This is a genomic window from Micromonospora sp. PLK6-60, assembly GCF_019890675.1.
Classification (GTDB): domain Bacteria; phylum Actinomycetota; class Actinomycetes; order Mycobacteriales; family Micromonosporaceae; genus Micromonospora.
Map to the genome: position 1 here is coordinate 147,116 of NZ_JAIOAA010000002.1, position 24,634 is coordinate 171,749.

Genomic DNA, 24,634 nt, shown 5'->3' on the forward strand with positions numbered 1-24,634 from the left:
ACGACGGAACGTCCACCACCGCCCGTGGGGTCTCGACGAGGCTCCCGGGCGGTGGTGTTCTTTCTGCGGACCGGAGACTGGCATGGTGCAGATGGTTGACGAGGACGGCGCCGTCGATCCCTGGCGCCGGCGGGCCCGGCGGGGCCGGCGGCAGATGCCGCTCTGGCAGGAGTTGCCGCTGCTGCTGATCGTCGCGTTCTGCCTGGCGGTGCTGATCCGCACCTTCCTGCTCCAGGCGTTCTACATTCCCTCCGGGTCGATGGAGGACACCCTCCTGGTCGGCGACCGGGTGCTCGTCAACAAGATCGTGTACGACGTCCGGGACCCGGTCCGCGGCGAGGTGGTGGTCTTCCGGGGCACCGACAAGTGGGTCGCCCAGGAGGTACGCGAGCCCGAGCCGGGCCTGGCCGGCAAGGTCGGCCGGACGCTGGGTGACCTGGTGGGGGTCTCCCGCCCGGGCGAGAAGGACTTCATCAAGCGGGTGATCGGCGTCCCCGGCGACCGGGTGCGCTGCTGCGACGAGCAGGGCCGGTTGATCGTCAACGGGGTGTCGCTCGACGAGCCGTACGTGATCCGCGACTCGCCGCTGGACGTGCCGCCCAACCCGAAGGAGTGCCGGTCCCGCCTCTTCAACGAGGTGGTGGTGCCGCCCGGCCAGATCTGGGTGATGGGCGACCACCGGGCGGTCTCGCAGGACGCCCGCTGCCAGGGGCCGGTGCCGATCGAGAACGTGGTCGGCCGGGCCTTCATGGTGGTCTGGCCGTCGTCGCGGTGGGCCTCGCTGCCGGTGCCGGACACCTTCGGTGCCCTGGACCGGCCGGTGGCCGCGCCGGCCGGCGCCCCGGCTCCGGTCGAGCCCGCGCCGCAGGGTGGTGTCAACCTGGTCCTGCCGGTTGTGGCCGCGCTGTCCGTCGTCGCGCGTTCCGGTCGTAACCGTCGCGTCCGGCAACGTAGGCTCCTTCCGTGATTGACGAGCAGACCGACAAGCCACGCAGTTCCTTCTGGAAGGAGCTGCCCATCCTCCTGGGTGTGGCGATCCTGGTCGCGGTGCTGGTGCGCGCCTTCGTACTGCAGACCTTCTTCATCCCGTCCCCGTCCATGGAGAACACCCTCAAGATCGACGATCGGGTGCTGGTCAACAAGCTGGTGTACGACTTCCGGTCGCCGCACCGCGGCGAGGTGGTGGTGTTCAAGGCGCCGACGGAGTGGAGCGGGAACCCCGACGGCGAGGACTTCATCAAGCGGGTGATCGGGGTCGGCGGCGACCACGTCGTGTGCTGCGACGCCGACCGGTTGGTGATCAACGGCAAGCCGATCGACGAGCCGTACATCTTCCCCGGCAACAAGCCCGCCGACCAGGACTTCGACATCACGGTGCCGGCGGGCCGGCTGTGGGTGATGGGTGACCACCGGCAGGCCTCCGGCGACTCGCTGGAGCACTGGCAGCAGTCCAACCAGAACATCGACAGCGCCACCATCCCGGTGGATCAGGTGGTCGGCCGGGCCTTCACCGTCTTCTGGCCGGTGAACCGGGCCACCTGGCTGACCGTGCCGAAGACCTTCGAGGGCGTCCCCAACCCTTAGGGCCCGTTTCGGGTCGACCGCTCCGGGCCGTGGCGCCGGACGCGCCGAGCCGGAGTGGTCCAGGGTGGGCGTGGGCGTTCGTCGGTGCGGTCTGGCAGTCTGGGACGGTGACCGTCTACACCCCTCGTCGCGCGGCGCGCGTGCTGCTGGTCGACGCGGCGGGGCGGGTCCTGCTCTTCGTGGGCACCGACCCGGCCCGCCCGGAGCACCGCTACTGGTTCACCCCGGGCGGCGGTCTGGCCGCCGGGGAGACCCCGGCCGCCGGCGCGGCCCGGGAGCTGGCCGAGGAGACCGGGCTGCGGCTGCGCCCCGAGGAGCTGGGCGAGCCGGTGTGGCGGGAGACCATCGAGTTTCCGTTCGACGGCGTCCGATACCGGCAGGACCAGGAGTTCTTCCTGGTCCGGGTGGACGCCTGGGAGGTGGACACGGCCGGCTTCGACGAGGTCGAGCGGGCCAGCGTCACCGGCCACCGCTGGTGGTCGCCGGACGCGCTGGCCGCCACTGCCGAGCGGTACTACCCGGACGAGCTGCCGGCGATCCTGAGCGCCGCGCTCGCCGGCCACCGGGTGGGGCCGGCCCGGGCCGTCGCCGCCCCGCCGGGAGCGCCCGTGGGCAGCGCCGGCCCGACCTGCCGGGGCGGTGGTGCGGCGTGCTGACGCCCCCGCGCACGGTGGTGCGCCGCGACGGCGGCCTGTACGCCCTGGAGCGTGCCCTGCAACGGCGGGGCTTCCGGCACGTCGCCGGCGCCGACGAGGCCGGCCGGGGGGCGTGCGCCGGGCCGCTGGTCGCCGCCGCGGTGGTGCTGCCCGAGGGGCGGCGGGGCGAGATCGACGGCCTGGCCGACTCCAAGCTGCTCACCCCGGCCAGCCGGGAGCGGGTGCACGACGAGGTGGTGGCCCGCGCCCTGGCGTACGCGGTGGTGGTCATCCCGGCCGACGAGGTCGACGCCCGTGGGCTGCACGTGTGCAACCTCGCCGCGATGCGCCGGGCGCTGGCCTCGCTGACCACCCGTCCGGAGTACGTGCTGACCGACGGGTTCGGGGTCGACGGGCTGGACGTGCCCGGGCTGGCGGTCTGGAAGGGCGACCGGGTGGCCGCCTGCGTGGCGGCGGCGAGCGTGCTGGCCAAGGTCACCCGGGACCGGATCATGGTGGAGCTGGACGCCACCTTCCCCGGGTACGGTTTCGCGGAGCACAAGGGCTACATCACGCCGGAGCACTCCGCCGCGCTGCGGGCCCAGGGGCCCTGCGCGGAGCACCGGTTCTCGTACGTGAACGTCGCCGCCGTGTCCGGTCGGGACGGCCGGCCGCCCCGGTCCCGCCGGCCGGTCCTCGGCGGCACCGGTGAGCCGGCGGGCGCGGGCGCGTACCAGCCGATGGCGCGCTCGGCGGCGGCAGGGAGTACCGTCGGCGTGGCGTTGGACGAGCAGCCTCGGCCTCCGGTGCCGGTGGGGGAAGATGTGGTCATGGAAGGCGGAGAGCGATGAGCGCGGAAGATCTCGAGAAGTACGAGACCGAGATGGAGCTGCAGCTCTACCGGGAGTACCGCGACATTGTCCGCCAGTTCTCCTACGTGGTGGAGACCGAGCGCCGCTTCTACCTCGCCAACCAGGTCGACCTGCACGTGCGCAACTCCGACGGCGAGGTGTATTTCGAGGTCGAGATGCACGACGCCTGGGTGTGGGACATGTACCGTCCCGCCCGCTTCGTGAAGAATGTCCGGGTGATGACGTTCAAGGACGTCAACGTCGAGGAGCTCGAGAAGCCGGACATCTCGCTGCCGGCCGACTCCGGCTTCGGCGGCTGACCCGCCGCCTGCCCGCTGTCGCCCCCGGCCGCCGACCCGTCCTGCTCGCACCGGCCGCCGCCCCGCTCCCGGCCGGCCCCGGGTGACCGGCCGTCACTCCGGCAGGACCACGACCTCCACCCGCTGCACCAGGTTGTTCGCGAAGCCGCCACGGTTCCACGCCTGCTCGACCGGCTGACGCCGCCCCGAGGCGTCGGCGGCCCGCGCCCCCAGCACGTACCGGCCCGGCTCCGCCGTCCACTCGTAGCGCCAGCGCCGCCAGGCCCACTCCCCGCCGGTCGCCGGGTCGAGCAGCGCCGGCGCCCAGGTCTGGCCGCCGTCGGTGGTCACCTCCACCGAGCTGACCGGGGCGTGCCCCGACCAGGCCCGCCCGTCCAGCACGCAGCGCCCCGGCCGCAGCACCCGGGTACGGGACATGAAGTCCGGGAAGCCCGGCGGCCGGACCAGCGCCCGTGGCTCGATCCGGGTCACCGGCACCCCCGGGTCGTCGGCGTCGCGCCGCAGCCGGTAGGCGACCGCGTTCTGGTAGCCGTCGAACGGCTCGGTCCGCACCGTGATCCCGCGCAGCCACTTCACATGCGCCATCCCGTACCAGCCGGGCACGATCAGCCGGAGCGGGGCGCCGTGCTGCGGCAGCAGGGGTGCGCCGTTCATCTCGTACGCCAGCAGCACCTCCTCCCGCAGCGCGTCGGCCGCCGGCAGCGCCCGCTGGTAGTCCTGCTCGACGCCCCGCTCGACGCCGTGGTCGGCGCCGGTGAAGACCACGTCCACGGCGTCCGGGGAGATTCCGGCCTCGCGCAGCAGCGGCGTCAGCGGGGTGCCCGTCCACTCGGCGTTGCCGACCGCCTCCACCAGCCACGGCTGGCTCACCGGGCGCGGCTGCAGCAGCGCCCGCCCGTTGCCGGCGCACTCCAGGGTGACCCGGTGGCTGACCCGGGGCCGCTCCCGCAGCGCGGCCAGGTCGAGGGTGAACGGCCGGTCCACCGCGCCGTCGACGACGAGGGTGTGCGCCGCCGGGTCCACCTCCGGGATGTCGTAGTGGATGAGCAGGTAGTGCAGCCCGGCCGGGGTGACGTCGTAGCGCAGCGCCTCCAGCGGGATGCCGTGGTTGCGGGCGGCCAGCTGCAACTCCTCGGCGCTGATCGCCTCGTCGGGGCCGGCGACCCGGCCGGGCCGGCTGACGTCGTCCATCGTGGTCATCTCAGGCCTCCGGGGTTCGATGGCGGGTCGCGGGCCCGGTGGGCCGACGGTACGAGTATGCCGAGCGGGTGCCCCGACCAGTCAAGATCGGGTTTCCGGTCCGCGCCGATGGTGGCGGGGCCGGGGCAGCCTGGCATAGCAGATCATCGGGGCCGGTGGGCGCTGTCCACAGTGCCGGCGCTGTCCACCGGCGGCGGGGCCGGGGGTGGCGCGGCGGGCCGGCGGTGGCGCAGGCTGCCCCCGTGCTGACAGCCGTGCGGCGCGCCGCCGCGACCCTCCTGGCCGGGACGCTGGTCCTGGCGGCCACCGCCGCGTCCGCCGGGCCGCCCGCCGCCACCGGTGCGGTGCGGTCCCCGCTCCCGGTGCCGGCCGCCCCCGACCCGGCCGCCGAGACGCCAGCGCCGGCTGTCCCCGACCCGGCCGCCGAGACGCCAGCGCCGGCAGTCCCTGGCCCGGCTGCCGAGACGCCACCGCCGGGTGTCCGTGGCCCGGCTGCCGTTCCCCGGCCGGGCGGTGGCACGTCGGAGCGGCTGGTCTTCCGGTGGCCGTTGGACGGTCCGCCCAGGCCGGTGCGCCGGTTCGCGCCGCCGCCGCAGCCCTGGCTCGCCGGGCACCGGGGCGTCGACCTGGCCGCCGTGCCCGGCGGCACCGTCCGGGCGGCCGGGCCCGGGGTGGTGCTCTTCGCCGGCCAGGTGGCGGGCCGCCCGGTGGTCACCGTCGGGCACCGCGCGGGGCTGCGCACGACGTACGAGCCGGTGTCGGCGACGCTGCGGGCGGGCGAGCCGGTCGCCGCCGGCTCGGTGCTGGGCATCGTGCTGCCCGGCCACCCCGGCTGTCCCGCCCCGGCGTGCCTGCACTGGGGCCTGCGCCGGGGCGAGGAGTACCTGGACCCGCTGGCGCTGGTGGGTGCCGGCCCGGTCCGGCTGCTCCCGATCGCGTCAATGACGGCCGGTCCGGGGTGACCCGCCGCGTCCTCGGGTGGCCCGTCCGGCGTGGGCCGCCGGGCTCTCGGGGTGGCCCGGCCGGCGTGAGCCGCCGCTCCTCGGGTGACCGGCCGGCGCGGCGCGGGTCAGCGGCGGGCGAGCAGGGTGGGCAGCCGGACGGCGAGCCGGTCGTACTCGTCCGGCGAGTTGTAGACCTGGCCGCTGAGCCGCAGGTAGCCGCGCCCGTCCCAGCTCATCACCGCCACCTCGGTGGCGAGCCGGTCGGCGATCAGCTCCCGCACCGCGATCGCCTCGTCGAGGGTGGTGGCGACGCCCGGCGGCAGTGGCACGATCCGCATCGCCACCGCAGGCCCGCCCGGGTCCGGCAGGTCGGCCGGCGCCACGCCGAGCGCGTCGCCGACGACCCGCTGCCCGTACGCCGCCAGCGCCGCGTTGTGCGCGCGGACCCGGTCCACGCCGAGGCTGCGCAGCGTGTAGAGGCCGACCGGCGCGGCCAGCCACGACGTGTAGTCCAGCGTCGCCTGCCACTCCACGTTGCCGGGGAACCCGGCCGGCTGCTCCCAGGAGACCACCAGCGGCTCGATCCGTTCCCGCCACGGTGGCGCCACCACCAGGACCGCGGTGCCGCGCGGCGCGTACCCCCACTTGTGCAGGTTGCCCACCCAGAAGTCGGCGCCGATGCCGCTCACCGGCATGGGCAGCATTCCGGGCGCGTGCGCCGCGTCGACAAGCACGGGTATGCCCTGCTCCCGGGCCACCCCGACGATGGCGGCGGTCGGGAGGAGGCGGGCGGTGGCCGAGGTGAGCTGGTCGACGACGAGCAACTTCGTCCGGCCGGGGCGCAGCCCGGAGCGGACGATCTCGACGATGTCCTCCCCGGCGGCGTCCAGCGGCACCCGGACGACCCGGGAAACGGCCCCGGTCCGCCGGCACTCCCGCTCGACGCCGAGGCCGACCGCCCCGTACCCGTGGTCGGTGGTCAGCACCTCGTCCCCGGGGCGCAGGCCGAGCGAGGCGAGCACCACCGCGACCCCGGTCGTCGCGTTGCCCACCAGGGCCGTGCCGTCCGGGTCGGCGCCGAGGAAGGCGGCCAGGTGCCGGCGGGTGTGCATGATCCGGTCGACCAGCCCGCGGGTGAAGAACCGCAGCGGGTTCGCCTCCATCTCGTCGCGCAGCCGCTGCTGGGCGCGTTGCACCCCGATCGGCACCGCGCCGAACGAGCCGTGGTTGAGGTGGCTCACCGCCGGGTCGAGCGAGAAGAGCAGCCGCGCGCCGGCGATGGGCTCGGGCGGCTGCGGGACGCTCACCGCATGATCGTAGCCCGGGATCGATCACCGGCGGACCCTTCGCGCGGTCGTCCCGCCCGGCCGGGCCGTCAGGCGCGCGGATGGGCCTGGCGGTACGCGGCGCGCAGCCGCTCCGTCGAGACGTGGGTGTAGATCTGGGTGCTGGCCAGCGAGGAGTGGCCCAGCAGTTCCTGCACCGACCGCAGGTCCGCGCCACCCTCCAGCAGGTGGGTCGCGGCCGAGTGCCGTAGCCCGTGCGGGCTGATCCGGGGCAGGCCGGCGGCCTCGGCGTACCCGGCGACGATCCGCCGGGCGGTGGTCGGGTTGAGCCGCCCGCCCCGCGCGCCGAGCAGCAGGGCCCGCCCCGAGGCGGGGCCGGTCAACGCCGGCCGGCCCCGCTCCAGCCAGTCCCGCAGCGCCCGCTCGGCCGGCTGCCCGTACGGCACCGCGCGTTCCCGGCCACCCTTGCCGAACACCCGGACCACCCGACGGCCCTGGTCGACATCGGTGAGGTCGAGGCCGCACGCCTCACTGACCCGTACCCCGGTCCCGTAGAGCAGTTCGAGCAGCGCCCGGTCCCGCAGCCGTACCGGCTCGGCGGTCTCGGCCTCGGCTGCCGCGTCGGATCGTGGCGGGTCGGGTTCGGCGTCCGGACGGGCCGGCGGGCCGGCGGGCTGCCCGCGGTCGGGCGCCTCGACGAGCTCGGCGGCCTGGTCGGCGCGGAGCACGGTGGGCAGCTCGCGGTGGGCGCGGGGGCTGGCCAGCCCGGCCGCCACGTCCGTGGGGAGCAGTCCGGCCCGGTGCGCCCACCCGCTGAAGGTCCGGGCGGACGCGGCCCGCCGGGCCAGTGAGGTGCGGGCCGCGCCCGTCGTGCGCTGCTTCGCCAACCAGCTGCGCAGCACGGTGAGGTCCAACTCGGCCGGCTCGGCGCAACCCATCCGCACGGCGTGGTCCAGCAGGGAGACCAGGTCGGTGACGTACGCCCGCACGGTGTGCGCGGAGCGGCTGCGCACGCCGGAGAGGTGGGCGGCGAAGTCGTCGACCGCCTCGCGCATCGCCGTGGGCAGCGCCTCGTGCAGGGCGCGGGTGCCGGTGGCGGCCCGGCCCATCAGCGCGTCGCCACCGGTCGGTGGCGCGCCGGCCGGGGCGCGGCCGCCGCCCCGCCCGGAAAGAGCTTGTTGTCCCGTGACACGGGTTCAGCTTACGGTCGGACCAGGCGGGGTGGCAGCTCGGCGAACCCGCTGGACCCGGGGCACGACGGCCCGGGCGCGTGCGGGGTGTCCACGATGGCCGGTGGGTGACCACCTGTTCGCCACCGCACGTCCGCCGGCACGGGCACGTCGGCGGACGGAGGCGACCGGATGGGCCTGGATGCGGTTCTCTACCGGGTGGTCCGGGTGGGCTCGTCCGGGCGGCGCAGCTCGTACGTCCCGGTGCAGGTGGTGTCGGACGACGACGAAGTGCTGCTCGGCCTGCTGGCCCGGGTGCGCGGGGGCGGCCGGACGCCGCTGCTGGACCGGCTGGATCCCGTGCGGGACGCGGTGGTCGTGCCCGAGCAGGCGACGCAACTGCTCGCGGAGCTGCGCTGCCTGGTCGAGGTGGCGAAGTCGGAGCGGGATACCGACCGGATCCGCGCCCTCGCCGCGCTCACCCGGCGCTGCCTGCGGGAACGCGACGCCGAGATCCGGTTCGAGGGCGATTGACTCCTAGGGTCCCGCGGCGGCCGTCCCGCGGCTGCGGCCCGGAGCCAGCGCGTAGCCGCCGTCGGCCCGGCGGACCGCCAGGCCCAGCTCCTCCAACAGGGACAGTTTCCGTAGCGCCGTCCGCACGGAGACGCCGGCGCGCGCGGCGAGGGCGTCCACCCCGATCGTCCCGCGCCGGGGCAGCGACTCGCGGACCAGCGCCGCCTCGTCGTCCAGGGCATCCGTCGGCCGGTCCGGGCCCCGGGCCGGCGGGGCGAGGTGGTCCCCGATCCGGCCGACCTCCTCCAGCACGTGCGCCAGCCCGGTGACCAGGCGGGCCGCGGGCTGCTCGCGGAGCAGCTCGTGGGCCCCGACCGACATCGCGGACGTGACCGGCCCGGGCACCACCATCACCGGCCGGCGCAGGGCGAGGGCCCGGTTCATGGTCTGGGTGGCGCCGCTGCGGGCCGACGCCTCCACCAGGACGCTGCCCCGGGTCCCGGCGGCGATCACCCGGTTGCGGATGAGGAACCGGGGCCGCAGCGGTTCGGCCCCCGGCAGCCACTCGCTCACCAGCAGGCCGGTCTCCGCGATCCGGTCGAACAGCGCGGTGTTGCCCACCGGGTAGGGGCGGTCGATGCCCCCGGCCAGCACCGCGACGGTCAGCCCACCGGCGGCCAGCGCGCCCCGGTGGGCGGCGGCGTCGATGCCGAAGGCGCCCCCGGACACCACCGTCCAGTCCCGTTCGGCGAGCCCGTGCCCCAGCTCGGTGGCGACGTGCACGCCGTATCCGGTCGCGGCCCGCGCGCCGACCACTGCCACAGACCGCTGCAACGCCTCGCCCAGCGCGGCGGTGCCGCGTACCCACAGGCACAGCGGCGGGGCAGTCTCCCGGTCGACCCGCCGTTGCGCCTCGGACAGGGCCATCGACCGCAGTTCCTCGACGCGCGCCGGCCACTCGTCGTCCTCCGGGATGACGATCCGGGCGCCGAGCCGTTCGGTCCGCGCCACCGCCTGCTCGGCGGCGACGCGCGCGTCGCCCGCGGTCGACCGTGCCGCCACGGCGGTCCGCAACTGCTCGCCCGGGGCCCGCCCGGCCAGCAGCAGCGCCAGCGCCGCCACCGGGCCGAACTCGTCGACCAGGTGGTACACCGATCGGGTGCCCGGCTCGGCCAGCCAGGTCAGCGCCACCCGGGCCAGCACCCGCTCGTCTCTGCCGCTCACACCCGTTCCCCCGTCCTGAGTTGGATCGCCTCCCGCACGTCCTCCCCGTCGGGCCGGGCCCGGCCGTCCAGGTCGGCGATGGTCCAGGCCATCCGGATGACCCGGTCGAAACCCCGGGCGGAGAGCGAACCGGCGTCCAGCCGGCCGCGCAGCTCCCGGGTGTCCGCCGCCGGCAGTCGCCACGGCGGTTGCCGCAGTTGCGGGCCGGGGATCTCGGCGTTGAGCCGGCGTCCCGAGCCCGCCCACCGCTCGGCCGCCGCCCGGCGGGCCGCCGCCACCCGGGCGGCCACCGTCGCCGACGACTCCGGTGCCACGGCCGCGTCCATCAGCTCCGCCGCCCGCACCGGAAGCAACGTCACCTGTACGTCGATGCGGTCCAGCAGCGGCCCGGAGAGCCGGCCGAGGTAGCGCCGCCGGACCAGTGGCGTGCACTCGCAGGACGCGTCCCCGGCCGGCCGGGCGCAGGGGCAGGGGTTAGCGGCGAGCACCAGCTGGCTGCGGGCCGGGTATTCGGTGCCGCCGTGGCTGCGGGCGAGCTGCACCCGGCCGGCCTCCAGCGGTTGGCGCAGCGCCTCCAGCGCACCCTTGCTGAACTCGGGCGCCTCGTCGAGGAAGAGCACCCCGCGGTGGGCCAGCGACACGGCGCCCGGCCGGGCCAGCCCCGACCCGCCACCGACCAGCGCCGGCACGGTGGCCGAGTGGTGCGGCGCCTGGAACGGCGGCCGGCGCAGCAGCCGGCCGCCGGGCGGGAGCAGCCCGGCGATGGAGTGCAGCGCGGTGACCTCCAGCGCCGCTTCGTCGTCCAGTTCCGGCAGGATCGACGGCATCCGCTCGGCGAGCATGGTCTTGCCGGCGCCCGGCGGCCCGAGCAGGGCCAGATGGTGGCCCCCGGCGGCGGCCACCTCCACCGCCCGGCGACCCACCCCCTGCCCGGCGACCTCGGCGAGGTCCGGTCCGCCGGGGGCGGCCGGTGGATCCGCCGGCGGTGGTGCGGCCAGCGGCGTGCCGTCGCGCACGTAGGTGACCAGCCGGTGCAGGGTGTCCACGGCGCGCACCCGGAGGCCCGGGATCACCGCCGCCTCGGCCGCGTTGTCCACCGGCACGATCACCCGCTCGATCCCGGCCCGGGCCGCCGCGGCCACCATCGGCAGCACCCCGCGCACCGGCCGCACGGTGCCGTCCAGCCCCAACTCGCCGAGGATCGCCACCCCGTCCAGGGCGACCAGCGGCAGCTCTCCGGAGCCGCCGAGCACCGCCGCCGCGATGGCGAGGTCGAAGGCCGACCCGAACTTCGGCAGCGTGGCGGGCAGCAGGTTGAGCGTGATCCGCCGGTTCGGCCACCGCTGGCCGGAGTTGACGATCGCGGCCCGGACCCGGTCGCGGGCCTCGTGCAGGGCGCTGTCCGGCAGCCCGGAGATCACCACCGCCGGCAGCCCGGGCGCCAGGTCGGCCTCCACCTGCACCACGTGGCCGGTCACCCCGACCAGGCCGACGCAGAGCACCCGCGCGTAACTCACCGGGCGCCCCCGTCGGGTCGGCGGCCGGCCCCGCCCCGTGCCGGCCCGACCGCCGTCCCGCGGTCGCGTCGGGCCGCCGCCCGCCGCATCAGAACGCCCCCTTGACGTGCTCGACCCGGGCCGGGCCGGCGTCGGGCAGCTCCACCGCGACCAGGTCGAACCGCAGCTCGTCGGCGGTGGTGCCGGTCGCGGCCAGCCAGCGGACGGCCAGGCCGCGCAGCCGGCGGGCCTTCGCCGGGACGATCGCCTCCGCGGGAGTGCCGAAGCGGCCGGTGCGGCGGGTCTTCACTTCGCAGAAGGCGAGCACCGCGCCGTCCCAGGCGATGATGTCGATCTCGCCGGCCGGGCACCGCCAGTTGCGGTCGACCGGGCGCAGCCCGGTCTCGATCAGATGCCGGACGGCGCACCGCTCGCCGTACGCGCCGACCGCCTGGTTCCGTGTCGTCATGGCGGTCAGGGTGCGCTGCCGCCCGCCGGGCGCGCCGCCCTCGACCCGCGGCCTGTGGATGGCGGGGCCAGCTGTGGACCGCCGGACGATCATGCCCCGGTTGTGCTAAGGAGCGGCCCACCATCGGCTACCCTCCGTGTGCCCGTCGTGACCGGGACTGCGGTGGGGTTGACCAGCGCGATCCGGCCCCGGGGCCACGAATGGCGTCCCGGCGGCGCGTCACATACGGTGCCGGACGTGGACGGACGACGGAGCTTTCCCGAAGATCAGGAGTCGCGCTGGTATCCCGGCGAGCGCGGGTACGGCGAGCCGGACTGGCGCACCGCGGGCGAGCCGCGGCACCGCGACGAGCAGCACCCGGACGAGGGCCGGTACGCGGAGCGATTCGGTGCGGCCCAGCCAACCGGGGAGACCCGCCCGGCGGATGACGGCTACCGCGCGCCGCGGATGCGGCGGCCGGACGCCGACCCGGAGATCTCCGGCGAGCTGCCCGCCGAGCAGCGGGCCGGCCGGCGGGCCGCCCGGGAGGCCGCCGACCCGCTGCTCGGCGCCGGTGTCGAGGCCACCCGGCCGGCACCGTTCGCCGGCTACCCGATCGTCGAGCCGCCGCGCTCCGCCGAGGCGCTCCGCTCCGCCGACCCGGCTCGCCCCGCCGATCAACTGCCCGATCAGCCGAACCCCGCCGATCAGCCGCTCTCGGCGGAACAGCCCGGGGGCACGCATGCGCTGAACCTGCCGACCGGCCCGATGCCGGCCGTCGGTCCGCGGCTCGACGGCGGCGGCGCGTACCCGCCGGTCGGCGCCCCCGAGCCGGCGCCCCGGCCCGGTGACGGGGTGTACCGGACCCGGCGGCCCGCGCTGGCGGTGATCCTCGCCGTGCTGACCCTGCTCTTCGAGGTGCCCGCACTGCGGGTGCTCTACAACGGGCTGGTCGGCGACCCGGTGTCAGCGGGCAACGTCGTGGTGGGCACCTTCCTCGTCAGCGGCCTGCCGATCTTCGCGGCCGGCCTGTACGGGCTGCGCACCGGCGGGCTGGCCCTGACCGAGGGCAGCCGGGGCTGGCTGCGCCCGCCGACGGCGTACCTGACGGTGGGCCTGGTGCTCTTCCTGGCCGCCGCGCTCGCGGCGGGCTGATCCGCCCCGCGCCGCTCGCCCGACACGCCTCTCCGCGGGCGTCGGGGCGCGCGGGGGACGTCGGCGGGCAACGGGGTCGGAAGTGGTCACCGGGACCGCTGGCCGCACCCGCGGGGTGGGCGGCGGAGAAGGGGCGTACACTGGTCGACTGGCGACCGCCTCGCGCGGTCGACCTCGCGTGCCTTCCTCACGACTGATCGTGGGGCGACGGCCTCCCTGGTCCCGATCTTGATCGGGCCCACCATGGCCGGCGACCGGGCGCCAGGACGTCCGGCCGCCGGCCGGGCGGGACAACCAGGGATCACAAGGAGTACCCCATGGCCGTCGTGACCATGCGTCAGCTGCTGGAGAGCGGTGTCCACTTCGGGCACCAGACCCGGCGCTGGAACCCGAAGATGAAGCGCTTCATCTTCACCGAGCGCAACGGCATCTACATCATCGACCTGCGCCAGACCCTCGACTACATCGAGAAGGCGTACGACTTCGTGCGCAACACGGTGGCCGAGGGCGGCAGCATCCTCTTCGTCGGCACCAAGAAGCAGGCTCAGGAGGCCATCTCCGAGCAGGCGACCCGGGTCGGCCAGCCGTACGTCAACCACCGCTGGCTCGGCGGCATGCTGACCAACTTCCAGACGGTGTACAAGCGGCTGCAGCGGATGAAGGAGCTGGAGGCGCTGGGTGACCTGAGCGGCACCGCCGCCGGTTACACCAAGAAGGAGACCCTGCAGCTCTCCCGCGAGAAGATCAAGCTCACCAAGACCCTCGGTGGTCTGCGGGACATGCAGAAGCTGCCCGCCGCGGTCTGGATCGTCGACACCAAGAAGGAGCACATCGCCGTCGACGAGGCCCGCAAGCTGGGCATCCCGGTGATCGCCGTGCTGGACACCAACTGTGACCCGGACGAGGTCGACTTCCCGATCCCGGGCAACGACGACGCGATCCGCTCGGCTGAGCTGCTGACCAAGGTCGTCGCCTCCGCCGTCGCCGACGGCCTGATCGCCCGGTCCGGCCGCCGCCGGGGCACCGACGAGAAGCCGGAGCCGGGCGTCGGCACCGACGAGCCGCTGGCCGAGTGGGAGCGCGAGCTGCTCGAGGAGCCGAAGAAGGCCGACGAGCAGGCCGCTCCCGCCGAGCAGCCGGCCGCCACCGAGCAGGCCGCTCCCGCCGAGCAGCCGGCCGCGACCGAGCAGCCCGCGACGACCGAGCAGCCGGCCGCCGCCGCTCAGTGACCCGTACCGCCGCCCCCGCCCCGGCCGTCACGCCGGCGGCGGGGCGCGGCGGAAGGTCCGGGCAGATCCGGCCCGGAACCGGGTAACCGGACCCCGGACCAGCACACCGCAGTTCCGACACGACACCGAAGAGAGAGTCATGTCCAACTTCACCGCCGCGGACGTCAAGAAGCTCCGCGACCTCACCGGCGCCGGCATGATGGACTGCAAGAAGGCGCTGACCGAGGCCGAGGGCGACTTCGACAAGGCCGTCGAGATCCTGCGCGTCAAGGGCGCCAAGGACGTGGGTAAGCGGGCCGGCCGCACGGCGGCGAACGGGCTCGTCGCGCACTCCGGCCAGGCGCTGCTCGAGCTCAACTGCGAGACCGACTTCGTCGCCAAGAACGACGCCTTCATCGCGCTGGCCCAGCAGCTCGTCGAGCACGGCGTGGCCAGCGGTGTCAGCAACGCCGAGGAGCTGCTCGCCAGCACCCTCGACGGCCGGACGGTCGCCGACCTGATCCAGGAGCAGTCCGCCAAGATCGGCGAGAAGCTGGTGCTGAGCCGGTTCGGCAAGCTCGACGGCACCACCGCCGTCTACCTGCACCGCAAGGCCCAGGACCTGCCCCCGGCGGTCGGCGTGCTGGTGCAGTACGCGGGCAAGGCCGACGAGGCCGCCGACGCGGACGCCCGGGGCGTGGCGATGCAGATCGCCGCGATGCGGCCGAAGTTCCTCACCCGGGACGAGGTGCCGGCCGAGACCGTCGAGTCCGAGCGGCGGATCGCCGAGCAGACCGCCCGCGAGGAGAACAAGCCCGAGGCGGCGCTGCCGAAGATCGTCGAGGGCCGGGTCAACGCCTTCTTCAAGGACTTCGTCCTGCTGGAGCAGTCGTCGGTCGCCGACAACAAGAAGACCGTCAAGCAGGTGCTGGCCGAGGCCGGCATCGAGGTGACCCGCTTCCTGCGTTTCGAGGTCGGCCAGGCCTGAGCCGGTCGCCGGAGCGCATGACGCGCCCCCGCGCAGGGAAATGTGGACGAGGAGGCCGCCGGTGTACGTGACAGGCACCGCGGCCTCCTCGTCACATAGGGTCAGCAGCGGCAGTTTCGCAGTACGCGACGCACGCGAGGCGCGCGAGGGAAGGGCGAGCGGATGACGCAGGTTGTGAGTGACCGGAGCCTGGCGGCGGACGACCCGACGGCGCCACCGCCGGGGCGGGCCCGCCGGGTGGTGCTGAAGCTCTCCGGCGAGGTCTTCGGCGGCGGCGCGATCGGCGTCGACCCGGACGTCGTGCAGGCCATCGCCCGGCAGATCGCCACCGTGGTGCGCCGCGGCGTGCAGGTCTCCGTGGTGGTCGGCGGCGGCAACTTCTTCCGCGGCGCGGAGCTGCAGAAGCGCGGCATGGACCGGGCGCGCGCCGACTACATGGGCATGCTCGGCACGGTGATGAACTGCCTGGCCCTCCAGGACTTCCTGGAGAAGGAGGGCATCGAGACCCGGGTGCAGAGCGCGATCACGATGGCCCAGGTCGCCGAGCCCTACATCCCGCTGCGGGCGATCCGGCACCTGGAGAAGGGCCGCGTGGTCATCTTCGGCGCCGGCGCCGGCATGCCGTACTTCTCCACCGACACGGTGGCCGCCCAGCGGGCGCTGGAGATCCACGCCGACGTGGTGCTGATGAGCAAGAACGGGGTGGACGGGGTCTACGACGCCGACCCCCGGATCGACCCCTCCGCGAGCAAGTTCGACTCGATCACCTTCTCCGAGGTGCTCCGCCGCAACCTGCGCGTGGCCGACGCCGCCGCGTTCAGCCTCTGCATGGAGAACGGCCTGCCGATGCTGGTCTTCGGCGCGCAGGGCGAAGACACGATCATCCGCGCCGTGGGTGGCGACAAGATCGGCACCCTGATCACCGCCTGAGCCGCCCGGCGGGCCGTCCCGCCGACGACCGCAGCGGTCCTCCGACACGACAGCAGAGCCCACACGAGCACAGAAGGAGGCGAGGAGACCGGTGATCGACGACACCCTCCTCGAGGCCGAGGAGAAGATGGAGCGTGCCGTTGAGCACGCCAAGGAAGAGTTCGGCGGGATCCGCACCGGTCGCGCCAACGCCGCCATGTTCGGCCGGATCGTGATCGACTACTACGGCAGCCCGACCCCGCTGCCCCAGATGGCGTCCATCGCGGTTCCCGAGCCGCGCATGGTGATCATCAAGCCGTACGACAACTCGCAGATCAACGCCATGGAGAAGGCGATCCGCGACTCGGACCTCGGGGTGAACCCGAACAACGAGGGCAACCAGCTCCGCGTCCTGCTGCCGCAAATGACCGAGGAGCGCCGCCGCGAGATGATCAAGGTCGCCCGGCAGAAGGGCGAGGAGGCCAAGGTGGCCGTCCGCAACATCCGCCGCAAGGCCAAGGAGGAGCTCGACCGCCTGGTCAAGGACGGCGAGGTCGGCGAGGACGACGGGCGTCGCGCCGAGCGTGAGCTCGACGAGCTGACCCAGCGGTACGTCGCCCACGTCGACGAGCTGATCAAGCACAAGGAGTCCGAGCTGCTCGAGGTCTGAGCGCGCCGAGGACGTCCACGGCACCGGTGTGCCGCCGCCCCGCCGAGCGGGGCCGGCGCCCGGTGCCGTCCTCGTCGGGGCCCCTCGTCCGCCGTGTCCGGCCGGCGGGTGCAGTAGGCTCGGCACGATTCCCGCCCGTCCCTGGAGTGAACGGCGGGGATCGACCGGTCGTCGGGCCGGTGACCGTACGGAACAGTCGCGCCGGTAGGGGATGGTCTTGGTCTTGCGTTCTGTGGTGGAACTCGCGCCGAACCCGTTCGGTGCGTGATGTCCCACCTCGACCCCTACGGCGCCGCTGAGCCGCGTGGCTGGGACCGGCCGGAGCAGCCGGCCGGCCTGCCGTGGCCGGAGCGGGACATCGAGCCCGGTCCGCCGCGCCGGGGCCCGGCCGGCGGCCCCGAACTGTACGCCCGTCCCCGCGCGGATCGACCCGCCGAGTCGTACGAGCGGCGCGCCGAGCACACCCGGCCCGAGGTGGAGCAGTTCTGGCCGGGCGCCCACGAGCCGCACCCCAACGGGCCGCCGCACCGCCAGGAACCGCACCGCAACGGGCCGCCGCACCGCCACGAGCCGGACCGTCACGAGCCCTCGGAGCCGGGCTGGCGTCCCGGTTCGAGCCGGCCCGACCAGCACCGGTCGGACGACCGGTACGTCGACCGGCCCGACCCGGACGAGGAGTACCCGACGGCGCAGTTCGCGCCGGTGCGGGACGAACCGGCCCGGGACGTACCGACGGCGGACCCGGCCGGTCCGGACGCCGAGCAGCCTCCCGCCCGGCGGCGGCCGGGGCGGCGCCGGGCCAGTGCCGACCGGCCGGCCACCCAGCAGGCCCCGGCGAGCCGGGCCGGGCGTAACCTGCCGGCGGCGGTCGGCGTGGGGCTCGGCCTGGGCGCGGCCATCCTGGTGCCACTGTTCCTCTACCCGCCGGGCTTCCTGGTCGTGGTCGCCGCCGCGATCGCCGTGGGCACCTGGGAGATGGCCCGGGCGGTACGCCGCAGCGGCGCCCATCCGCCGCTGGTCCCGCTGATCGCCGGTGGGGTGCTGACGGTGGGGCTGGCCTGGTTCGCCGGGCCCGACGCGCTCAGCCTGGGCCTGCTGGTCACCGTGCTGGGCACGATGATCTGGCGGCTCGGCGACGGCCCGGCCGGTTTCCAGCGGGACCTGACCGCCGCCACCCTGATCGCCGTGTACGTGCCGTTCCTCGGCGGCTTCGCCGCGATGCTGGCCGCGGCGCCCGGGGACGGCCACTGGCGGGTGCTGGCCACCCTGGTGGCCGTGGTGCTCTCGGACACCGGCGGGTACGCCGCCGGGGTGACCTTCGGCAAGCACCCGATGGCTCCCCGGATCAGCCCGAAGAAGTCCTGGGAGGGCTTCGCGGGCTCGGTCACCGCGGCGGCCGCGGGCAGCGCCGTGCTGGTGTGGCTGCTCTTCGAGGTGCCGCCCTGGTGGGGGGCGCTGTTCGGGATGGCGGTCTCGGTGGCGGCCGTCCTCGGCGACCTCGCCGAGTCGATGATCAAGCGGGATCTCGGCGTGAAGGACATGAGCAACCTGCTTCCGGGGCACGGCGGCCTGATGGACCGGCTGGACTCGATCCTGTTCGCCGTACCGACGGCGTACCTGCTGCTGGCGGTGTTCGTGCCGGTGGCGGGCTGAGGCATGAATCACGCCGGTGGGCTCGGGTCATTCGTCCGGACGGGGCGGATTCGGCACCTCCGGACGGGTGCGTTCGCGCTCGGGCGTGACAGACTGGACCCGCCATGACGAGCCTGCCGCTGATTCCCATTGATCCCGACGCTCCCGGGCGCCGACCCACGATGCCTCCCCGCCACCTCGCCGACCTGGACCTGCCGGGCCGGCAGGCGTTGGTCGCCGAGCTGGGCGAGCCGGGCTTCCGGGCCAAGCAGGTCTCGAACCACTACTTCGGGCGGCTGGTCCGCGACCCCGCGCAGATGACCGACCTGCCGGCGGCGGCCCGGGAGCGGATCGCCGACGGGCTGCTGCCCCGGCTGCTCACCCCCGTCCGGGAGTTGGCCTGCGACGACGGGGCGACCCGCAAGGCGCTCTGGCGGCTGCACGACGGCTCGCTGGTGGAGAGCGTGCTGATGGGCTACCCGGACCGGGTCACCGTCTGCATCTCCAGCCAGGCCGGCTGCGGCATGGCCTGCCCGTTCTGCGCCACCGGCCAGGCCGGCCTGACCCGCAACCTCTCCACCGCCGAGATCGTCGACCAGGCGGTCTATCTGGCGGGGGTGGCCGCGTCCGGCGCGGTGGCCGGTTCGCCGCCCCGGCTGTCGCACGTGGTGTTCATGGGGATGGGCGAGCCACTGGCCAACTACAACCGGGTGCTGGCGGCGATCCGCCGGCTGGTCGCCCCGGCGCCGGAGGGGCTGGGCCTGTCCCAGCGGCACATCACCGTTTCCACGGTGGGGCTGGTGCCGGCCATCCGTCGACTGGCCGGGGAAGACCTCTCGGTGACTCTTGCGCTGTCGTTGCACGCACCCGATGATGATCTGCGCGACGAACTCGTGCCGGTCAACCAGCGCTGGAAGGTAGCCGAGGTGCTGGACGCAGCGTGGGACTACGCGGGCCGGACAGGGCGCCGTGTGTCGATCGAGTACGCGATGATCAGGGACGTCAACGACCAGCCGTGGCGGGCCGATCTGCTGGGTCGGTTGCTGGCCGGCAGGCTGACCCACGTTAACCTCATCCCGCTCAACCCGACCCCGGGCAGCCGCTGGGACGCGAGCCCGAAGCCGGTGGAGCGGGAGTTCGTCCGGCGGTTGCGCGCGGCCGGTGTCTCCACGACGGTGCGGGACACCCGGGGGCGCGAGATCGACGGTGCGTGCGGGCAGCTGGCCGCCGCCCAGGACCAGGACACCGACGTGTCGCGCGAAGCCATGGCGTGACCGGGCGTAGCGAACGAGACCAGGAGACATAGTGGCGAGTCAGGGTCAGCGTTTCCGGCGTAAGGCGCTCCGCCGGGGATACAAGGTCGACGAGGTCGACGCCTTCCTCGACCGGGTCGAGGCGACACTCGCCGGCCAGCCGGTCGGTGCCCCGGTCGCCGCCCAGGAGGTCCACGACGTCGTCTTCCGGGTCCGGTTCAACGGCTACGACGAGTGGCAGGTCGACCTGCACCTGGACCGCGTCGAGCGGCAGCTGGCCGAGCTGGAGGAGCGCGGCGGCCCCGCCGGGCGTGGCGGTGACCCGCGCCAGATGGACCGGCTCGGCCCGCCGATGCGCGACGACCGTGGTCTCTCGCCGGTGCCGCAGCCGCTGCCGCCCCGGGCCATGCCCGCGCAGGCCGGCCCGCCCGACCGGTACGGCCGTTACGACGAGCCCACCGGCGCGTTCGCGGGCGGGTACGACGGCCCCCGCGGTGGCTACGACGGCCCGCGCGGTCCCGGCGGCCCCGGCCCGATGGGCCCGGGCGCTCCGATGGGTCCGGGTGCCCCGATGGGGCACGGCGGCCCGCCGTCGCGTGGCCTGCCGCCCGGCCCGGGCGGTTACGGCCAGGACGACCGGTTCGACGGCTTCGAGGCCGGCCGGCACGGCCGGGCCGACATGACCGCGGAGATCCGGATGCCCGACCGCGACCCGCGCGGTCGCGGCCCGGCCGGCCCGCCGGCGGTGCCGCAGCAGGGCTTCGGCCCGGACCAGGGTTATGGCCCGGGCCCGGACCAGGGTTACGGCCCCGGCCCGGAGCAGGGGTACGGCCCCGGCCCGGGGATGTCCGGCCCGCCGTCGATGGGTGGCCCCCCGATGGGCGGCCCGCCGATGGGTGGCCCGCCGATGGGTGGCCCGCCCATGGGTGGCCCGCCGATGGTGGGTCCCCCGATGGCCGGCCCGCCCGGCAGCGACCTCTACCGGGTGGACCAGATCCGGCGCCGCTTCCAGGTGCGCCGCTTCGGCAGCGGGTACGACCCGGACCAGGTCGACCGCTTCTTCGAGAGCCTGCTCGGCGGCATGCAGGGGCGCAACCCGATGCCGGTCAACCCGAAGGACCTGGACACCCTGCGCTTCGGTCTGGTGCCCGGCGGCTACTTCGAGGCCGAGGTCGACGCCGCGCTCAAGGACGTACAGGACATCCTCCTCGGCCGCTGAGCCGGGGCACGACGCGACGAGGGCCCACTCCCGCCCGGCGGGAGTGGGCCCTCGTGCGTGTCCGGGTCGGCGTGCCCGGGCCCGGTCAGGACCGCAGGCCGTTGCGGCGCAGCACCGCGTCGCCGATGACGATCAGCACCAGCAGCGCGGCGACGCCGATCAGCCAGATGTCCTCGACCCGGCCCTCGTGGTTGCCCCAGAGCGCCATCAGCACCAAGGCCGCCGCCGAGAGCAGCGCACCGATCCGGCCGGACTTCCGGTGCCCCGGCTTGTGCTGATCTGGCGCCGTTACCGGCTCGCTTCCTGCCACTGTCGGTCCTTCCCTCGCGATCGGATCTCCGATCAGTCTGGCACGTCCGGCACCCGGCCCGGCGCAGGGTCCGACCGCCCGGGCCGGGGGACCTGTTCCGGGCGGGCACACCGGCACTACCGGCGTCGCGGGGCGGCGACCAGAGTGCCTCCGGTAGCGTCTTGACGTACACCTTGATTGTCTTTTTGAGGGGGACTGCGGTGCGAGTGACCGGTACGGGACATGCCAGCATGCGGATCGACACGGCCGCGGGCAGCATCCTGTGCGACCCGTGGGTCAATCCCGCGTACTTCGCCTCCTGGTTCCCCTTCCCGGACAACTCCCAGCTCGACTGGGAGACCCTGGGCCAGGTCGACTACCTGTACGTGTCGCACCTGCACCGGGACCACTTCGACGCGAAGCACCTGCGCGACTTCATCTCGAAGGACGCCACCGTCCTGCTGCCCGAGTTCCCGACCTCGGAGATGGAGGACGAGCTGCGGGCGCTGGGCTTCACCAAGTTCCTGAAGGCGCCCAACGAGCAGGTGGTGGAGCTGCCCGGCGGCCTGAAGATCATGATCCAGGCGCTGACCAGCCCGACCGACGGCCCGATCGGTGACTCGTCGCTCTGGGTGGAGTACGACGGTGTGCGGCTGCTCAACCAGAACGACGCCCGCCCGACCGACCTGAGCGTCTTCGCCGAGCTGGGCCACGTGCACGCGCACCTGCTCCAGTTCTCCGGCGCGATCTGGTACCCGATGGTCTACGAGCTGCCGCAGGCGGCGAAGACCGCGTTCGGCAAGCAGAAGCGGGACCGGCAGTTCGACCGCACCTGGCGCTACATCGACGACCTGAAGGCCGACCACGTCTTCCCGATCGCCGGCCCGCCGTGCTTCCTCGACGACGAGCTGTGGCAGTTCAACGACATCTTCGACGACGAGGGGAACATCTTCCCCGACCAGTCGGTGTTCCTGGCCGAGTACGCGAAGGTCGGCGGCACCAACGGCATCGTGCTGCTGCCCGGCAGCGTCGCCGAGGTGACCACGGAGGGCGCCACCACCACCCACCCGGTGCCGGTGGCGGAGTTCTTCGCGAACAAGGTCGCCCACCTGGAGGAGATGCGGGAGCGCAAGCGGCCGATCATCGAGGCGGAGAAGGCGTCCTGGCGGCACCCCGAGGTCGACGTGCTCGGCGAGATGAAGCGCCGGATCGAGCCGCTGCTGGACGAGTCGATCTACCTGGCCAAGGGGGTCGGCGGGCCGGTCCGCTTCGACCTCGTCGGCTACGACGGGGAGAGCGTCGAGTCGATCGTGGTGGACTTCCCCGGCAAGGAGGTCCGGCCGTACGCGGACGAGAAGGTCCGCTACCGGTTCCGTACCGAGCGGGCGCTGATCGAGCACCTGCTGCACATCGACGAGGTGGACTGGGTCAACTCCCTCTTCCTGTCCTGCCGCTTCTCCGCCGCCCGGATCGGCCAGTACAACGAGTTCGTCTACGCGTTCTTCAAGTGCCTCTCCGAGGAGCGCCTCCAGTACGCCGAGGGCTGGTACGACGAGCACGAGCGGGCGGTCGACGCCGAGGACATCACGCTGGACGGCTGGACGGTGCAGCGGCGCTGCCCGCACCTGAAGGCCGACCTGAGCCGGTTCGGCATCGTCGACGGCGACCAGCTCACCTGCCAGCTGCACGGCTGGAAGTTCGACCTGCCCAGCGGTCGCTGCCTGACCAGCGTCGGCCACAAGATCCGCGCCCACCGGGCCGACGAGAACACCCCCGCGCCGGCCGGAGAGGCGCTGAGCTGAGGTGTTGACCGGGGGCCCCTGCTATGCGGAATGCGTTAAGCAGGGGCCCTTCCTTACCGGCCCAGGTCGGCGAGGATGCGCTGGGCGGCGTTGTGGCCGGCCGCCCCGATGACACTGCCGGCGGGGTGGCAGCCGGCGCTGCCCGCGTACACGCCGTCGATCCCGGTGGCGTACGGCATCCGGTCGGTGAACGAGACGGTGTTGTCGACGTGGTGGATGTGCCCGCCGGTGATGCCGAAGTGCGCCTCGATCCCCGGTGGGGGCAGCGGCACCGCGTCGGCGATCAGGTCACCGGTGCCCGGGGCGTACCGCTCGCAGATCGCGACCAGCCGCTCGACGTAGCCGGGCAGCGCCTCGTCCCACGTGGTGCCGGCCAGCTCGTACGGCACCGACTGCACGAACAGCGCCGACGAGTGGTGCCCGGCGTCGTCGGACAGCGACGGGTCGACGGTGGTGTGCAGGTACCACTCGATCGTCGGCTCCGCCGGCAGCCGCCCGGCCTGCACGTCCGCCCACATGGCGCGCAGCGCGGCCATCGGCGACTCGTCGCCCGCGCCGACCAGTGAGGCCGACCCGGGCAGCAGGTGGATGGTGGAGCCGAACGGGCTGGGCGCGTCCGCCGGCAGGCAGGCGAAGCGGGGCAGCCCGGTCAGCGCCAGGTTGAGCTTGAGCGTGGTGCCGGGCCGGCGGACCGCGGCCATCCGCTCACCCAGCTCCGCCGGCAGCGCGCCGCCGGGCAGCAGCTCCATCAGCCGGTACGGGTCGCAGGCCCCGAGCACGACGTTCGCGGCGACCTGCCGGCCGTCGGCCAGCACCACCCCGGACGCGGCCCCGCCGTCGAGGGTGATCGCGCTGACCGGGGTACCGGTCACGATGGTCGCGCCGGCCGCGCGGGCGGCGTCGGCGAAGGTGCCCGACACGGTGCCCATGCCGCCCCGCGCGATCATCCAGGTGCCGTCGGAACCGGGCAATCTGCACATGTTGTGCACGAGGAAGTTGTGCCCGGTCCCGGGGTCGTCCGGGCCGGCGTTCAGCCCGGACAGGCCGTCGGTGACCGCGTACATGCTGACCAGCAGCTCGGAGCGGAAGTCGAAGCGGGCCAGGTAGTCGGCGACCGAGCCGCGGACCAGGTCGACGAAGACCTGCCGCAGCGCCGGCCGGACGTACCGCTCGGCGGTCTCCTCGACCGGCAGCGGCCCGGCCAGCCAGGCCGGCGCCAGGTCCGCGCGGAGCTGGGCCAGCTCGGCCTGGAGCGCGTCGTCGGCGGCCACGTCGGCGGGGGAGAACATCTCGGTGAGCTGCCGCCGGGTGGCGGCGTGGTCGCTGCCGAAGAGGAGGTACGGCGAGCCGAGCCCGCCCGGGGTGGGCAGGAAGTAGTGCGGGTCGCGGCGCAGCACCGGAATGCTCACGTCGAGCGTGGCGAGCAGCTCCGGCGGCATCAGCCCGAGCAGGTACGACCCGGTGGAGTGCCGCAGCCCCGGCACCTTGGGGAACGGGTTCTCCGTGCGGGTGGCCCCGCCGATCACCTCGGCGGCCTCCAGCACCAGCACGTCCAGCCCGGCCCGGGCCAACAGGATCGCCGACACCAACCCGTTGTGCCCGGATCCGACGATCACGACGTCCGCCCGCCCCGGCACCGCACCAACTTCGCTCATACCCGCGCACCCTACTGCCCTCACCGCCACCGCACCCCGACTCGCGCCCGGCTCCCGCCCGGCTCGTGCCCGGTTCCCGCCCGGTTCCCGCCCTTGATCATGGAGTTGGCGGTGGTAGGGAGCGCTCTCCCACCCGCTAACTCCATGATCACCGAGCCTGGCCCGGTCGGTCGGCGGGGCAGTC

Annotated in this window: 23 protein-coding genes and 1 pseudogene; 16 read left to right on the forward strand and 8 right to left on the reverse strand. The window is 74.4% G+C overall.

Features of this window, described 5'->3' with window-relative positions; genetic code table 11:
• Positions 1-82: 82 nt before the first annotated feature.
• From lepB (K7640_RS03670) to K7640_RS03690, 5 genes are all read left to right on the forward strand, one after another.
• Complete coding sequence (lepB, locus tag K7640_RS03670; protein WP_222953255.1) at positions 83-967, forward strand: signal peptidase I; 885 nt, start codon at positions 83-85, stop codon at positions 965-967.
• Positions 964-1,584, forward strand: coding sequence for a signal peptidase I (gene lepB / locus K7640_RS03675; protein WP_222953256.1), 621 nt, complete (start codon positions 964-966; stop codon positions 1,582-1,584). The genes lepB (K7640_RS03670) and lepB (K7640_RS03675) overlap by 4 nt, the downstream gene beginning before the upstream one ends.
• Positions 1,585-1,691: 107 nt before the next feature.
• Positions 1,692-2,240 carry an NUDIX hydrolase gene (locus K7640_RS03680; protein WP_222953257.1) on the forward strand — a complete coding sequence of 183 codons (549 nt, stop codon included), beginning with the start codon at positions 1,692-1,694 and terminating at the stop codon, positions 2,238-2,240.
• Positions 2,234-3,070: a ribonuclease HII gene (locus tag K7640_RS03685; protein ID WP_222953258.1), complete on the forward strand. Its 837-nt coding sequence runs from the start codon at positions 2,234-2,236 to the stop codon at positions 3,068-3,070. The genes K7640_RS03680 and K7640_RS03685 overlap by 7 nt, the downstream gene beginning before the upstream one ends.
• The gene (locus K7640_RS03690) at positions 3,067-3,390 is read left to right on the forward strand and encodes a DUF2469 domain-containing protein (protein ID WP_007075222.1); all 324 of its coding nucleotides are present in this window, start codon (positions 3,067-3,069) and stop codon (positions 3,388-3,390) included. Before K7640_RS03685 ends, K7640_RS03690 begins: the two co-directional genes overlap by 4 nt.
• Before the next feature lie 93 nt (positions 3,391-3,483).
• Here K7640_RS03690 and K7640_RS03695 read toward each other — a convergent pair whose 3' ends face one another.
• Positions 3,484-4,590 carry a sulfite oxidase gene (locus K7640_RS03695; RefSeq protein WP_222953259.1) on the reverse strand — a complete coding sequence of 369 codons (1,107 nt, stop codon included), beginning with the start codon at positions 4,588-4,590 and terminating at the stop codon, positions 3,484-3,486.
• 344 nt (positions 4,591-4,934) lie between these two features.
• Here K7640_RS03695 and K7640_RS03700 point away from each other — a divergent pair, with 344 nt between their 5' ends.
• Positions 4,935-5,552 (forward strand): M23 family metallopeptidase, encoded by a 618-nt coding sequence (locus tag K7640_RS03700; protein WP_222953706.1) that lies wholly within the window; start codon positions 4,935-4,937, stop codon positions 5,550-5,552.
• A gap of 107 nt (positions 5,553-5,659) precedes the next feature.
• Here K7640_RS03700 and K7640_RS03705 read toward each other — a convergent pair whose 3' ends face one another.
• Positions 5,660-6,841: an aminotransferase class V-fold PLP-dependent enzyme gene (locus tag K7640_RS03705; RefSeq protein ID WP_222953260.1), complete on the reverse strand. Its 1,182-nt coding sequence runs from the start codon at positions 6,839-6,841 to the stop codon at positions 5,660-5,662.
• A 68-nt stretch (positions 6,842-6,909) separates the two neighbouring features.
• Positions 6,910-7,929, reverse strand: coding sequence for a tyrosine recombinase XerC (locus tag K7640_RS03710; protein WP_222953261.1), 1,020 nt, complete (start codon positions 7,927-7,929; stop codon positions 6,910-6,912).
• A 252-nt stretch (positions 7,930-8,181) separates the two neighbouring features.
• On the opposite strand from K7640_RS03710, the gene K7640_RS03715 reads away from it, so the two are divergent.
• Positions 8,182-8,523 (forward strand): hypothetical protein, encoded by a 342-nt coding sequence (locus tag K7640_RS03715; protein ID WP_222953262.1) that lies wholly within the window; start codon positions 8,182-8,184, stop codon positions 8,521-8,523.
• Between the two features lie 3 nt (positions 8,524-8,526).
• Here the strand turns inward: K7640_RS03715 and dprA are convergent, their stop codons facing one another.
• The 3 genes from dprA to K7640_RS03730 all read right to left on the reverse strand — a co-directional run bounded on the left by dprA (position 8,527) and on the right by K7640_RS03730 (position 11,691).
• Positions 8,527-9,726 carry a DNA-processing protein DprA gene (gene dprA, locus K7640_RS03720; protein WP_222953263.1) on the reverse strand — a complete coding sequence of 400 codons (1,200 nt, stop codon included), beginning with the start codon at positions 9,724-9,726 and terminating at the stop codon, positions 8,527-8,529.
• Positions 9,723-11,243 carry a YifB family Mg chelatase-like AAA ATPase gene (locus tag K7640_RS03725; RefSeq protein ID WP_222953264.1) on the reverse strand — a complete coding sequence of 507 codons (1,521 nt, stop codon included), beginning with the start codon at positions 11,241-11,243 and terminating at the stop codon, positions 9,723-9,725. Before K7640_RS03725 ends, dprA begins: the two co-directional genes overlap by 4 nt.
• 88 nt (positions 11,244-11,331) lie before the next feature.
• On the reverse strand, positions 11,332-11,691 hold the full coding sequence (locus K7640_RS03730) for a YraN family protein (RefSeq protein ID WP_222953265.1): 360 nt from the start codon (positions 11,689-11,691) through the stop codon (positions 11,332-11,334).
• Positions 11,692-11,891: 200 nt separating this feature from the next.
• Here K7640_RS03730 and K7640_RS03735 point away from each other — a divergent pair.
• The 8 genes and pseudogenes from K7640_RS03735 (at position 11,892) to K7640_RS03770 (ending at position 20,704) form a co-directional block, all read left to right on the forward strand.
• Positions 11,892-12,825, forward strand: a pseudogene (locus tag K7640_RS03735) (hypothetical protein).
• 317 nt (positions 12,826-13,142) lie between these two features.
• Positions 13,143-14,054, forward strand: coding sequence for a 30S ribosomal protein S2 (gene rpsB / locus K7640_RS03740; protein ID WP_222953266.1), 912 nt, complete (start codon positions 13,143-13,145; stop codon positions 14,052-14,054).
• Between the two features lie 139 nt (positions 14,055-14,193).
• Positions 14,194-15,021, forward strand: coding sequence for a translation elongation factor Ts (tsf, locus tag K7640_RS03745; RefSeq protein WP_222953267.1), 828 nt, complete (start codon positions 14,194-14,196; stop codon positions 15,019-15,021).
• Between the two features lie 162 nt (positions 15,022-15,183).
• Positions 15,184-15,951, forward strand: coding sequence for a UMP kinase (gene pyrH / locus K7640_RS03750; protein ID WP_222953268.1), 768 nt, complete (start codon positions 15,184-15,186; stop codon positions 15,949-15,951).
• Between the two features lie 91 nt (positions 15,952-16,042).
• The gene (gene frr / locus K7640_RS03755; protein ID WP_222953269.1) at positions 16,043-16,600 is read left to right on the forward strand and encodes a ribosome recycling factor; all 558 of its coding nucleotides are present in this window, start codon (positions 16,043-16,045) and stop codon (positions 16,598-16,600) included.
• 267 nt (positions 16,601-16,867) lie between these two features.
• On the forward strand, positions 16,868-18,253 hold the full coding sequence (locus K7640_RS03760) for a phosphatidate cytidylyltransferase (RefSeq protein WP_222953270.1): 1,386 nt from the start codon (positions 16,868-16,870) through the stop codon (positions 18,251-18,253).
• 104 nt (positions 18,254-18,357) lie between these two features.
• Positions 18,358-19,506, forward strand: a complete 1,149-nt coding sequence (gene rlmN, locus K7640_RS03765; RefSeq protein WP_222953271.1) for a 23S rRNA (adenine(2503)-C(2))-methyltransferase RlmN — start codon at positions 18,358-18,360, stop codon at positions 19,504-19,506.
• Positions 19,507-19,537: 31 nt separating this feature from the next.
• The gene (locus K7640_RS03770) at positions 19,538-20,704 is read left to right on the forward strand and encodes a DivIVA domain-containing protein (protein ID WP_222953272.1); all 1,167 of its coding nucleotides are present in this window, start codon (positions 19,538-19,540) and stop codon (positions 20,702-20,704) included.
• 85 nt (positions 20,705-20,789) lie between these two features.
• Here the strand turns inward: K7640_RS03770 and K7640_RS03775 are convergent, their stop codons facing one another.
• Entirely contained in the window at positions 20,790-21,014 is a 225-nt protein-coding gene (locus tag K7640_RS03775; RefSeq protein WP_222953273.1) for a DUF2631 domain-containing protein, read from the reverse strand.
• Positions 21,015-21,214: 200 nt separating this feature from the next.
• On the opposite strand from K7640_RS03775, the gene K7640_RS03780 reads away from it, so the two are divergent.
• A complete protein-coding gene (locus tag K7640_RS03780; protein WP_222953274.1) occupies positions 21,215-22,795 on the forward strand; it encodes a Rieske 2Fe-2S domain-containing protein in 1,581 nt (526 codons plus the stop codon).
• A gap of 53 nt (positions 22,796-22,848) precedes the next feature.
• On the opposite strand, the gene K7640_RS03785 is transcribed toward K7640_RS03780, so the two are convergent.
• Positions 22,849-24,450: an NAD(P)/FAD-dependent oxidoreductase gene (locus K7640_RS03785; RefSeq protein ID WP_222953275.1), complete on the reverse strand. Its 1,602-nt coding sequence runs from the start codon at positions 24,448-24,450 to the stop codon at positions 22,849-22,851.
• Between the last annotated feature and the right edge of the window lie 184 nt (positions 24,451-24,634).